This is a genomic window from Thermoanaerobacterium thermosulfurigenes (genome assembly GCF_051201035.1).
Taxonomy (GTDB): Bacteria; Bacillota; Thermoanaerobacteria; order Thermoanaerobacterales; family Thermoanaerobacteraceae; genus Thermoanaerobacterium; species Thermoanaerobacterium thermosulfurigenes.
Genome location: NZ_JBPODR010000009.1, coordinates 1 through 11,455 on the forward strand (window position 1 = coordinate 1; position 11,455 = coordinate 11,455).

At 32.1% G+C, this 11,455-nt stretch carries 15 protein-coding genes; 3 read left to right on the top strand and 12 right to left on the bottom strand.

Annotated elements, in window-relative coordinates:
* The 5 genes from HNR52_RS04905 to HNR52_RS04925 all read right to left on the bottom strand — a co-directional run.
* A partial coding sequence (locus HNR52_RS04905) for a TRM11 family SAM-dependent methyltransferase (protein WP_435619852.1) occupies nt 1-508 on the bottom strand: 508 nt, incomplete at its 3' end.
* Nucleotides 465-1,388, bottom strand: a complete 924-nt coding sequence (locus tag HNR52_RS04910; RefSeq protein WP_435619853.1) for a type II restriction endonuclease — start codon at nt 1,386-1,388, stop codon at nt 465-467. The genes HNR52_RS04910 and HNR52_RS04905, both read right to left, overlap by 44 nt.
* A 26-nt stretch (nt 1,389-1,414) precedes the next feature.
* A complete protein-coding gene (locus HNR52_RS04915; protein WP_435619854.1) occupies nt 1,415-2,377 on the bottom strand; it encodes a DNA adenine methylase in 963 nt (320 codons plus the stop codon).
* Nucleotides 2,378-2,476: 99 nt separating this feature from the next.
* Nucleotides 2,477-3,451: a hypothetical protein gene (locus tag HNR52_RS04920; protein WP_435619855.1), complete on the bottom strand. Its 975-nt coding sequence runs from the start codon at nt 3,449-3,451 to the stop codon at nt 2,477-2,479.
* Between the two features lie 75 nt (nt 3,452-3,526).
* A complete protein-coding gene (locus HNR52_RS04925) occupies nt 3,527-4,093 on the bottom strand; it encodes a GNAT family N-acetyltransferase (RefSeq protein WP_013787748.1) in 567 nt (188 codons plus the stop codon).
* A 147-nt stretch (nt 4,094-4,240) separates the two neighbouring features.
* Between HNR52_RS04925 and HNR52_RS04930 the strand changes: the two genes are divergently transcribed.
* From HNR52_RS04930 to HNR52_RS04940, 3 genes are all read left to right on the top strand, one after another.
* Entirely contained in the window at nt 4,241-5,326 is a 1,086-nt protein-coding gene (locus tag HNR52_RS04930) for a GerAB/ArcD/ProY family transporter (protein WP_435619856.1), read from the top strand.
* 50 nt (nt 5,327-5,376) lie between these two features.
* Nucleotides 5,377-6,219 (top strand): aldo/keto reductase, encoded by an 843-nt coding sequence (locus HNR52_RS04935; RefSeq protein WP_435619857.1) that lies wholly within the window; start codon nt 5,377-5,379, stop codon nt 6,217-6,219.
* Nucleotides 6,220-6,295: 76 nt separating this feature from the next.
* On the top strand, nt 6,296-6,697 hold the full coding sequence (locus HNR52_RS04940; protein WP_435619858.1) for a nucleotidyltransferase domain-containing protein: 402 nt from the start codon (nt 6,296-6,298) through the stop codon (nt 6,695-6,697).
* A 34-nt stretch (nt 6,698-6,731) separates the two neighbouring features.
* On the opposite strand, the gene HNR52_RS04945 is transcribed toward HNR52_RS04940, so the two are convergent.
* The 7 genes from HNR52_RS04945 to HNR52_RS04975 form a co-directional block, all read right to left on the bottom strand.
* Complete coding sequence (locus tag HNR52_RS04945) at nt 6,732-7,019, bottom strand: hypothetical protein (protein WP_435619859.1); 288 nt, start codon at nt 7,017-7,019, stop codon at nt 6,732-6,734.
* Nucleotides 7,020-7,183: 164 nt separating this feature from the next.
* Nucleotides 7,184-7,705, bottom strand: coding sequence for a YjbQ family protein (locus HNR52_RS04950; RefSeq protein WP_435619860.1), 522 nt, complete (start codon nt 7,703-7,705; stop codon nt 7,184-7,186).
* Nucleotides 7,706-7,721: 16 nt separating this feature from the next.
* Entirely contained in the window at nt 7,722-8,411 is a 690-nt protein-coding gene (locus HNR52_RS04955) for a triose-phosphate isomerase (RefSeq protein ID WP_435619861.1), read from the bottom strand.
* Nucleotides 8,377-9,276, bottom strand: a complete 900-nt coding sequence (locus tag HNR52_RS04960) for a class II fructose-bisphosphate aldolase (RefSeq protein WP_435619862.1) — start codon at nt 9,274-9,276, stop codon at nt 8,377-8,379. Before HNR52_RS04960 ends, HNR52_RS04955 begins: the two co-directional genes overlap by 35 nt.
* 93 nt (nt 9,277-9,369) lie before the next feature.
* On the bottom strand, nt 9,370-10,617 hold the full coding sequence (locus HNR52_RS04965) for a PTS galactitol transporter subunit IIC (RefSeq protein ID WP_435619863.1): 1,248 nt from the start codon (nt 10,615-10,617) through the stop codon (nt 9,370-9,372).
* 10 nt (nt 10,618-10,627) lie between these two features.
* Nucleotides 10,628-10,912: a PTS sugar transporter subunit IIB gene (locus tag HNR52_RS04970; protein ID WP_240495873.1), complete on the bottom strand. Its 285-nt coding sequence runs from the start codon at nt 10,910-10,912 to the stop codon at nt 10,628-10,630.
* Between the two features lie 21 nt (nt 10,913-10,933).
* Nucleotides 10,934-11,413, bottom strand: a complete 480-nt coding sequence (locus tag HNR52_RS04975) for a PTS sugar transporter subunit IIA (protein WP_435619864.1) — start codon at nt 11,411-11,413, stop codon at nt 10,934-10,936.
* Between the last annotated feature and the right edge of the window lie 42 nt (nt 11,414-11,455).

Below are 11,455 nucleotides of genomic sequence, written 5' to 3' on the forward strand. Positions count from 1 at the left end.
AATAGCATTGATATACATGAGGGCTTCTTTGAAGATTGTGAGAATCTGAGAATGAGTGAGATATTAAAAGAAAATCAAAGATTATAGAGGGAGGATGCGTTATAATTAAATCAATACTGTTGTCATCGATTTCTTTAAGGTTTCTAATATCTCCTACTTTTACAACAGGTTCAAACTTATATTTATTCCCTTTAATATCACCAAAATCAATGTTTCGCTTTGCTATTTTTACCGCATCAGGATTGATATCAAAGCCGATACCCTTCCTATTTAGTAGTTTTGCCTCTACCAAAGTAGTACCACTTCCAACCATGGGATCTAAAACAACATCGTTTTCTTTTGAATAGCGAAGTATTACATTTCTTGGAACTTGCGGTGCAAAATTCCCTCTATATTTTCCATTATGTGTTGCCCAATCTCCTCTTTCTGGGAATGACCAAACAGTTGTTATTTCTTTTTTGAATTTATATTTTCCATAAAATTTCCTCCAACAATCCTTTCCGAACAAAATATAGATTTAATAGGTAATTAACTCGTTCAAAACCTTTATGCAATTGATTTTTTTGACCTCTACAGCCAACCCCATCAGTTATCCAGATGAATTCAAAGCCATTTTCTTTCAGTTCATTTTGCCTTTCTATATATGAATCAACTATTTCTTGAGGTTTTGAGCCTGTCCCTGAATAAAAATTGACTTCTACATTTATAACTTTATTTCCATCTTTTATTATGATAAAATCAGCTTTTCTGTTCTTAACTGAAGAATTTACACGTATATTATATTTATTTTCTAAGTACTGAAACTTTTTTTGAAACAATATATCAAAAGAACTTTTTCCCTTAGATGCTATTTTTTCAATCATCGGCTTTAACATCAATTCCATAGCATCTCCACTTCTATTCTTACGTGCATTGGTATCCATGCCAACTTCGACGCCTAAGACGTAATCTTGTACACTTCTTGAAGATAATTCAAGGAAAAATCTCTTTAAACCAGTTTTTTCAAAGAACATAACAATATTTTCAATATCTGTATTTGTCAACGTCTTTTTATTAAAATCATAATGAACTATGTTAAAATTTTCATCATTAAAATCATCAATAACTGTCAGCTTTTGTTCTCGTATTGCTAATAAAATTGGGATAGTAGAAAGAACTTGAGGATAATTTGACAAAATTTTTCTTAAATCGTCATCAAATTGTTTATTTCCAATCAATGTATTTAGAATATTAAACTCAATCTTATACTTATCAACGTGTCTTTTTACTTTCTCCCAATCCACAAAAAATTTGTAGTTCCTATTTGTATCAACCAATGTATTGTGAAATTCTTCTATGACTTCTTCTAAATTTTTCATTCCTAAAAAATCAAAATAGCTCGAATCCATACTATGCCCCCTCATTTAATTCCAACTTATCTATAATTTCTAATTATAAGTTCATTAATTGGCCCCCGCCCATTACCTTTGCTATTTATATACCTTTTAGCACTAACTCTCTCTATAATAAATTCTTCATACAATTTATCAAAAAAATCATCATCTTTATCAATGTTTTTAGGATCTGAATTGCTTAATATTAAATAAGCTCCTTTTTTATCCATCTCTTTAAAATACTCAGACAACCTAACTTGATCGCTATCATTAAATCCCGATTCATTGTATGATGTAAAATTAGAAGTCGAATTTAGTGGGCGATATGGCGGATCAAGGTATACAAGACTACCTTTTCTTATAAACTTTTTTGATTCTTCAAAATCCGCACATATAATTTCTGTATCTATTAATGCTTTATTAACCTCGCATAAATTTTCTTTATCACAAATCTTAGGCTTACTATATTTACCAAATGGCACATTAAAATCTCCATTTCTATTTAGTCTAAATAAACCATTAAAACAAGTCTTGTTTAAAAAAATCAAGTAAGAAGCTCTTTTTATCCAATCGGAATTATACATAAAATAATCAAATGTATCTTTTTGAGTGTTATACTCTTCTCTAACGTTGTAATAAAATTCTTTCCTTTCTTCATCTGATAATTGTAAATATCTACTTTCAATATCTTCTAATTCGAATATTAAATCTTCTACATTATTTTGTACAGCTTTATATCCTACAATTAACTCTTTGTTTAAATCTATCAAAAAGGTTTCTTTTACGTTATAATTATTTTTTAAAAAAAAGAAAAAAGCTCCTCCACCTACAAAAGGTTCAATATAACTTTCTATTTCATATTTCTGCATTATTTGTAATGGTAATCTGCTATTTAGCTCATTTAAAAGTTGAGTTTTGCCTCCAGCCCATTTTAAAAAAGGTTTTGCGCTAATTTTTGAGTATTTTTTATCTTCAAAGCCATTTATCAAAACTTGTTCATTCATTGTAAAATCCCATCCAATCGTTCATTCTTCATGTCTTTTATATTATATCATAAATCATTTTGTATAAACAATTTCAGCATCCACCACTCATCTTCCCCCCTACGTATACGACGGAAATACGTGGTCCTCGCTGGCTCTACCAGTCAAAAGGTATCTCTCAAGTTCTTCTATGTTGTACTTTCTCTGTGGATATGAGTTGAAGTAGTTTCTCGGTACTTCATAATCACGTTTCGGCTGTTGTGCACTTTCTATTTGTGAAAATAGTTCCTTTTCTTTAACGTAGTTTTCTGCAACTTTCTCTAAAAATTTTGCTGGATATTTTATTTCTTTCCCTTTCATTCTGAAAAGACAGACCTTCACATCATCGTCACTAAGACCGTATTTGCTTTTAATGGTATTTATCAAGGCATTCGATATTGGCGTATTGCTTTTAAGCTTAACATTTTTTGATGTGCTTTGCTTCTCCGTTTCAAATTTTTTTACCGTAGGAAAATCCTCATGATTGATAGATCGATCTATCATATTATTTTTATCAATCCATCTATCTGATTGATATGATTTATATATATTATTACTCATTGTATATATGTCATCACTTTTTGAAACTGGTGATTTTTTAATGGTTTCAGAAAATGATGATCCACCTTCGGGTTTACTAAACTGTGATGTGGTTTCACTTTCTGAAAAACCATTTACATTAATTGATTTAAGCCAATCCTCGTATGTAAAATATTGGCATGTTTCTTTGTCATAAGCATACGTCACATTTTTGTCACTTTCATTTTTTGAAATCATGTAGTACTTTTTTATCCTGCCTAAGTCTGTGTTGTCAATAAAGCATATTAGAAGCTTTTTGTCGATCAATTTTTTGATTGTCTCCGAAATTGCACCGGCTGATAATCCTGTACCACTGTCTAACCTCTTTTTAGTATCGTCAAGTTTGCCATTCTGGAATTCATCTGTTGTAATGTGGGCTGGAGCTTTATCAGCATGTTTTAATAAAAACAGCAGAAGTTTTATCTCGCTTCCTGAAAGAATATCTAAATTTTCGTATATGTAACCTATTCCTAACATCTTAATCCTCTCCCTATATTTTATTTTGGCTTTCAATTATAATATAGGGAAAGTCAAAAAATCTTATATGCGCTTTTAAAAATTTTTTTGGCTTACGATTTTTTTGATATAGACTGATTCATATTCGTCTTCCAAAATGTCCATGATTATCTCATCATACCTTTCACCTGCAATTTTTTTCGCTCCTCTTATCCTTCCTGCCTCCTTGAAGCCAACTTTTTTGTAGCAAGATATAGCCGGTTTGTTGTAAGAGTAAACTCTTAAATAAATATTGTGCATATTGAGGATATTGAATCCAAAATCAAGTGCCAGTTTAAGCGCATCTTGACCATAACCTTTGCTCCAATATTCTTTATTGCCAATAAATAGTCCTACCTCAGCAACTCCATTTATATAATCTATTTTAGGAAAACCGATATTGCCTATAAGTTCATCCTGCTTAATATCTATAATAGCAAAATTGTAATCTTTAGAAAAGCTTTCTACAAGTTCTTTTTCTCTTTCTTTAGTAACGATCTGTGATGCAAAAAGCATTCCTGCCGCAACTTCCATGTCGTTAATCCACTCTACATATTTCTCGTAGTCATCCACATTCATCGGTGATAGATAACATTTTTCTCCTATTAATTTCTTGTAATACAATTTCATCTCACCTCGCATTAAATATTAAAACAATTTTATTCCTATAGGTTAAACATGTCAAGAAATTTACTTTTGTCAAACTCGCATAAATTATACTTAAGATTTAAAACTAATAGTGACACTTGTATGTATGTGGAGATGTTGTGTATGAAGAGCGTAACGATTAAGGAACTTTTTTCAACCATGTTTTTATTTGAAATAGGAAACACTATTTTATTTGCACATGGAATATCAGCAAAGCAAGATTCATGGATAGCGGTTTTATTGGCGATGATTTCGGCCATACCGCTTTTGTATTTGTACATCTTTTTATACAACACATACAAGATCAATCTAACTGAAATATTGAAAATAAGCTTTGGAAAGATCATTGGAAAGATGATATCAATAATCTACATGTTTTACTTTTTTTACATGGCAGCTCGCGTCACAAGAGATTACTTAGAGCTAAGCACAAGCAGTATATTTCCTTTAGCACCTATTAAATTTATTGCCATTTTCTTGATGGTTGTAACTGCGTACTTTTTGCTGTTCGACATAAGCGTAACATTAAAAGTAGCTAGCATCCTGCTGCCTTTTTTTCTATCCTTAGTATCAGTCGTTTTTATCTTTGCTTTCACTATACCAGGCTATAGCTTCAGCAAGATCTTTCCGGTATTTGCAGGTGGAATAATACCTATATTAAAAGCAGCATACCCGCGTATACTTACTTTTCCTTTTGGAGAGATGTTCGTCTTTATGATGGTATTTCCAAAATTAAAATGCAATAAAGATTTATTAAAGTACTCTTATCTTGTTTATTTGATTACTGGAATTTTACTTGCATTCAATGATATAAACATGATATCTGCAATAGGCGTCAAAGAAGCATCCAGAGTAAATTTCCCATTTTACACTGTAACAAGACTTATCACATTAGGCTTTTTTAGAAATCTGGATTCTTTATACATAGCTCTTATGATAATAGGCAATTTAATCAAGATAATCATTTTTGCCTTTGCCGGTTTAAAAGCCTGTCAATCCGTTTTTGATATTAAAGAATATAAATTTTTGCTTATACCTATTGCTGCAATCATATATGCCTTGTCAATTGTCACAGCAGAATCGTATTTTGTTCAAGTGCCCGTAGAGCTTCCTATAATGGCCCTTTACGTTCATATTCCATTGCAAGTAATAGTACCTATTCTTTTATTGATAATCTATTTTTTTAAAAGGCATAAACTTCATTCTTAACTTGATTTTGCCACCTTTATGTTATATCATAGCCTTAAGGGGTGGTGTAAATGATTAAAAGAATTTTAGGAAATACCGGCGAAGAACTTTCAATAATAGGATTTGGGGGTATACTTGTCATGAATATGGAGCAAAGCAAAGCTAATGACTTGGTATCTTACGCTATAGATCGAGGAATTAATTATTTTGACGTATCCCCCAGTTATGGCGATGCAGAGATTAAACTTGGAAATGCTTTGGTCGGCAAAAGAGAAAAAATATTTTTGGCATGTAAAACTGACGGTCGTACAGAAGAAAGTGCTTTAAAGGAAATGACAGAGTCTTTTAAAAGGCTAAAAACTGACTATTTTGATTTATATCAATTGCATGAAATGAAGACAGAAGATGACTACAATAAAGCTATAAGCCACGGCGGTGTGCTGGAGCTTTTAGACAAAGCTAAAAAAGATGGAAAGATAAGATATACAGGATTTTCTGCACATTCTGTCGATATTGCTTTAAAGCTTATGGATGCCTTTGATTTCGATGCAATATTGTTTCCAGTAAATTTTGTAAATTATTTTAATGGAAATTTTGGACCTCAAGTTATTGAAAAAGCAATTTCAAAAAATATAGGTAGGCTTGCCATAAAAGCAATGGCATTTACGACAAAATCTCAAAATGATACATCACATCCAAAAACTTGGTATATGCCAGTAGAAGACAAAGAAATCGCAAAGCTGGCATTGAGATTTACATTGTCTCAGCCAGTTACTGCCGCAATACCACCTGGTGATGAATCATATTTCCCATTGGCACTGGAAGTGGCAGAAAACTTTAAAGAAATCACAGAGGATGAAATAAATCATCTAAAAGAAATCGCTAAAGGTGTAGAACCAATATTTCATGCATAAAGATGAAAAATCCAACCACTTATTGATGTAAGGGGTGGTTGGAGGTTTATTTTAAATTGTGTGGAGGAATACATAAATGAATGCAGCAATGATAATAAGGGAAAAGAAAAGAAATAATCTTATAGATATAGGCAAAAAATACTCAAAAATTATTAGCGATGTTTTACATCCTATGTGTGCTATTATAATCGGTTCAGTTGCCAGAGGGGATTTTAACGATAACAGTGATATTGACGTAATATTAATATCTGATAAAATACCTGCTAATTATAAGGAAAGGATGAAACTATTATACGATCATGTTTTTGATGCAATCGAACCAAAGGGCTATAACACTAATGAATTTAAATTGCTGTATTTTAAAAAAAATCCAATTTCTGTGGAAGCAATTGAAAAAGGTATTGTAATTTATGATGATGGAATATGGGATAAATTAAAAAAAGATATTCTTTCGGAAAAGGTTGGAGAAGTCCAATAAAAAACGGCTATCATAGCCGCAATCATTGAATCTTTTAATTTTTTCTATTTATAAAATCACTTGGTGGTTTTAAGATTTTGATTGGTATTGAAAATAAAAATTTATTTAATTCGCTTATCAATTCTTCTGTTATTTTGAAGGATTTCTCTATAAATCCGATGTTCTTATTTTGGGCTATAAAGTCATCTTTTAGCTCTATCTCGGTTTTACAATCTTGACATTTTATTCTAATGATTTTTTCATCACCATTGTAATAAATCACATGATTGGTATTTTTATTGCAGTGTAAACAAAACAGGTCGGCTTCCATATACTTTATCATAAAAACACCCCTTGTAGACTGTTCTTGATTTTGATGAAATATACTTGATATTAAAATATAGCCTAAAACTCCACAATATTTGTTCAATAAAGTGGAGTTCTGAAATATAAGGTAATTCTTGACTTTTAATACCATTTCAACTAATAATAATTTCAATCTAAAAATTATTCTCCTAACACAATTATCTTACATTTGCGAATGCGTGATCTTGTGCGATCAAAATCTACAAAGTAAATATAGCCTGTTGGTCCTACCCCCAATTTTCCATTATCAACTTCAAATATCTCGCTAGAACCAATCAATGTAGCTTTTAAATGTGCATCACAATTTAGAAGTGCTGAACGATCACCATTTGGAAGATAGTCTTCTACATCAGGCCATGATAATACTGCTTCATAATGTTTTTCACCAGGATAGTTATATTGTCCTTCCTCAACTTGATCTGGAATAATCTTTTTAAGGACATTGTTTAAATCAACCTGCAGATACTCATCGCCATCTTCAGTATAATCGTGAACAAATTCTTCAAAAAACACAGAACATGTAGTATGAGGAGAAATCACAGCACAGATGCCATTTTGTATTTCGCTTTTTTTGATTATTTCCTTAACAGAAGGAGTTATATTAAAAAAGCTAGGTGTTCCTCCATGAGATGTTAAATAAATTTGTTCTTTATATATTTTCATTCGAATGCCTCCTTCTTTATCTTAATTCATTTTTAGCCTTTATAATAGCCTGTATCATTTCTTCTAACATTTTTATTCTATCCGGCGCATTGATTATGCCACTTGTCGCTCCAGTTCCATCTGCACCATTTATTATCGTCTGATAAACATCTTCTCCAGAACTTATTCCCGCTGCCTGCATAACTAAGATATTGCTATTTATATCTTTTATCTTTCTCGTAGTTTCTCTTATATACTCATAACCGCTGGTTTTCCCTGTACCAATTAAATCAGTTGGTTCACACAATAGTATGTCAGGTTCCAACATAGCTATAGCTGTAGCTTCTTCTACAGAATCAGCACATACAATTGTAACAAGTTCTAAATCTTTCGCTCTTTTTATCGTTTTGACCAAATCCGATAGTTTTAATGAATGCTCAGCATGATTTAAAAATACTGCTTCAGCACCTGATGATTTTATGGATTCAGGCAGTACATAGCCCATCCCACGTCCAGGTAGTAACGGATCCATATGCTGTGCTGTAATCTTGATGTTTTTTGTATTAGATTTAATGTAATATAAATCTGCAAATGGCGCAGTAAAAAATATGTCGACATCATATTCTTCAGCAAGTTTGTCTGCAACAAGTGCCAATCGCAAACTTTCTTCGCCGTATAGATATGACTTGGGATTAACTATAAAAAATGGAACTCTTATACCCTTCATCATTATCACCTCTTCCTATGACATTAGCTTGTCTGTATTTGTCTGTTTCAAAAACATCATAATAATGTTCTAAGCATTCTTTCATACCTTCTCTTTGAGCACAAAGTAACTCATAATAATCGTTGAATTGAGTGTTTTTAACTTTATCGCATGCAGCAGTAACTAAATCAGTGTAAATGTTAATCTTGCTTATTCCTTCAGTAGCACATCTTTTTAAGTTGTCATCTCCAGAAGATGATCCTCCATGAAGTACCAAAGGAATATCCACAGCATTCCTAATTTCTCTTAATCTGTTAAAATCTATAACTGGTTTCCCTTTATAATGTCCGTGAGCAGTGCCAATAGAAATCGCTAAAGAATCTACATCTGTAAGCTCAACAAATCTTTTCGCATCTTCAACAGTAGTATATATAATGTCACTATTGTCGTTATTTCTGTAATTTTCGCTGTTGCCAACATGCCCGATTTCAGCTTCTACAACCACTCCTCTCAAATGAGCGTATTTGACTATCTCTTTTGTTTTTCTAACATTGTCTTCAAATGAGTCCATAGAAGCATCTATCATAACTGAATTAAACCCATTGTCAATTGCTTGTATAATCAATTCTTTTTTTGTACCATGATCAAAATGCAAAACTGCTGGAATTTTAGCCTTTTCACCATAGTACCTACCTAAATAAATTGCTTCATCAAATAATAAGAAATCTTCATGTGCCTCTGCATATGCTAAAATAATAGGTAAATTTAATTTTTCTGCAACTTCAATATATGCTTTTATAGAGTTCTGATCTACGAAATTTGGAGCCGGTATAGCGAAATTATATTTCCTTGCGACCTTAAATAATTCTTTTGATGATACTAACAAGAGATCATCTCCTTATATTTAATATTTTGAGATAGATAACATTTTTAAAATCTTAATGGGAGTTTTAATGCTCCCATTAAGATTTTTTATTATTTAGAATAGATTCATTATCTTTAAAATTATCCATGTTAATGGGTTAGCACCATCACATATACTTGATATTTGAGAAGCGCCACTAGGAAATTTAAATGCAGCATCTGTTGCAGCCTGCGTAAGAAGTGGTGCAACATTAGTTGCAATTAAAAGTCCTACACCAATTACAATTGCTCCTATTAATACTGATCTAAAAACATTACCTCTTGTGATAGGTGCTATCATCGCCACCATAAACGGTATTGTAGCTAAATCGCCAAATGGCAAAACATTATTACCAGGCAATATTACTGCAATAAGTATCGTAATAGGTACTAAAATTAAAGCTGTAGATATTGCTGCAGGATGACCGACTGCAACTGCTGAATCAAGTCCTATATAGAATTCCTTGCCTGCAAATCTTTTCTGCATAAATGATTTTGCAGCTTCGGAAATTGGTATAAGTCCTTCCATGAGTATTTTTACCATCCTTGGCATCAAAAACATTACACCAGCCATGGACATACCAAGATTTAAAGTCGTCTTTGCGTCAAACTTTGCTAAGATACCTAATATCAATCCCAAAATCAAACCTAATACTACAGGTTCTCCAAATATTCCAAACTTTTTATTAATTGTGTCAGGATCAGCTTCAATCTTGTTAACATAAGGTATTTTGTCAATTAATTTATTCAATGGTATAGCTATTGGAACATACGCTGCCGAAAAGCCATGCGGTAGGGAAATTCCCGGTAATCCATAAAAGTCTTGCACAATTTTTGCTGTCCAGTCTGCAAGCTTCAACACTATAGCTGCATTAATTGCTGCTGCAATTAAACCTAATGTTAAGTTACCTGTAGCAACAGTTACAAGAGCTCCAGTAAAAGCAAAATGCCAATAATTCCAGAAATCTACGTTTACAGTCTTTGTTAATTTTGTGGCAAGCATTATGATATTAATAGCAAGCCCTAATGGTATTACAAAAGCTCCTACTTTCGATGCAAATGCAATTGCTGATGATGCCGGCCAACCTACATCAATCACATTTAATTTTACACCCATGTTTTTGACCATTGCTTGTGCTGCAGGTCCTAAATTATTGACAAGTAAGCCTATAACAAGATTTATCCCAATGAATCCTATTCCGATTGTTAAGGCTGAACGAAAAGCCTTGCCAGGCTTCTCACCTAAAATCATACCTAACACAAAAATTATTATAGGAAGCATTACAACAGCTCCAAGGTCTAACAAATATTTTATTACACTCATTCATAACACCTCACTTTTTCAATTCACTTATAATCTCTTCAAGCACTTTTTCCTCGCCTATACCTGTTATCAAGGAAAGAGCATTGATGCTTTTTTTGCCAAAATTGTCTTTTAAAATCGTCGTAGTTACGATAAGATCCGCATTTTCTGCATATCCCTTGATCTCTGTAACTTTGCATTGGATTATGTTTACATGAAGATTTTCTTTTTTACATGCTTCCGTTATCTTCTCCGCAACAACAGTTGATGTAGCAATTCCTGTTCCACAAGCTACTATAACAGTTTTTCTTGTCATATTCATTCTCCTTTCAATATTTTAAACAGTTCCATTATTTAAAGTACAATTCTTTATGATCTCAATAATCCCATCACCCCCATCTTCACCAATGATCTTCTCCAGCACTGAATCATCTTGTATCAGATGAATTAGTTGCTGCAGCATTTCAACTTGACTGTGAGATTCGTTTAAAGCAATCATAAAAACTATATTTACTAAAACATCTTCCAATGGATTTGCCATATTTTTGAAGACAACAGGGTTTTTAAGTGTTGCGACTGCTATTGCTGGTTTTATTACATGTTCTGGATCTGTGTGCGGTATTGCAACATTGTACTTATTTAAAAGCAAACCTGTTGGGAAAACTTTTTCTCTCTTTTTTACTGCTTCCAAATATGTCTCTTTGACATATCCGTTTTCAAATAGTTTCTTAAAAAGCACATCAAATACATCGTTTTGACTTTTGGCATCAAAATTTGTAATAATTAATTCTTTGTTGAAAAACTCCGATATCTTCATATAATCTACCTCCTCATTGTTTACACCTTTATATAATGCAAA

Coding starts and splice junctions, on each gene's coding strand:
- HNR52_RS04955 (WP_435619861.1), bottom strand. CDS start 8,411: ATGAAGGGTATAAGAGTTCCATTTTTTATAGTTAATCCCAAGTCATAT.
- HNR52_RS04950 (WP_435619860.1), bottom strand. CDS start 7,705: ATGAAAATATATAAAGAACAAATTTATTTAACATCTCATGGAGGAACA.
- HNR52_RS04935 (WP_435619857.1), top strand. CDS start 5,377: ATGATTAAAAGAATTTTAGGAAATACCGGCGAAGAACTTTCAATAATA.
- HNR52_RS04940 (WP_435619858.1), top strand. CDS start 6,296: ATGAATGCAGCAATGATAATAAGGGAAAAGAAAAGAAATAATCTTATA.
- HNR52_RS04930 (WP_435619856.1), top strand. CDS start 4,241: ATGAAGAGCGTAACGATTAAGGAACTTTTTTCAACCATGTTTTTATTT.
- HNR52_RS04975 (WP_435619864.1), bottom strand. CDS start 11,413: ATGAAGATATCGGAGTTTTTCAACAAAGAATTAATTATTACAAATTTT.
- HNR52_RS04920 (WP_435619855.1), bottom strand. CDS start 3,451: ATGTTAGGAATAGGTTACATATACGAAAATTTAGATATTCTTTCAGGA.
- HNR52_RS04915 (WP_435619854.1), bottom strand. CDS start 2,377: ATGAATGAACAAGTTTTGATAAATGGCTTTGAAGATAAAAAATACTCA.
- HNR52_RS04965 (WP_435619863.1), bottom strand. CDS start 10,617: ATGAGTGTAATAAAATATTTGTTAGACCTTGGAGCTGTTGTAATGCTT.
- HNR52_RS04945 (WP_435619859.1), bottom strand. CDS start 7,019: ATGATAAAGTATATGGAAGCCGACCTGTTTTGTTTACACTGCAATAAA.
- HNR52_RS04910 (WP_435619853.1), bottom strand. CDS start 1,388: ATGGATTCGAGCTATTTTGATTTTTTAGGAATGAAAAATTTAGAAGAA.
- HNR52_RS04970 (WP_240495873.1), bottom strand. CDS start 10,912: ATGACAAGAAAAACTGTTATAGTAGCTTGTGGAACAGGAATTGCTACA.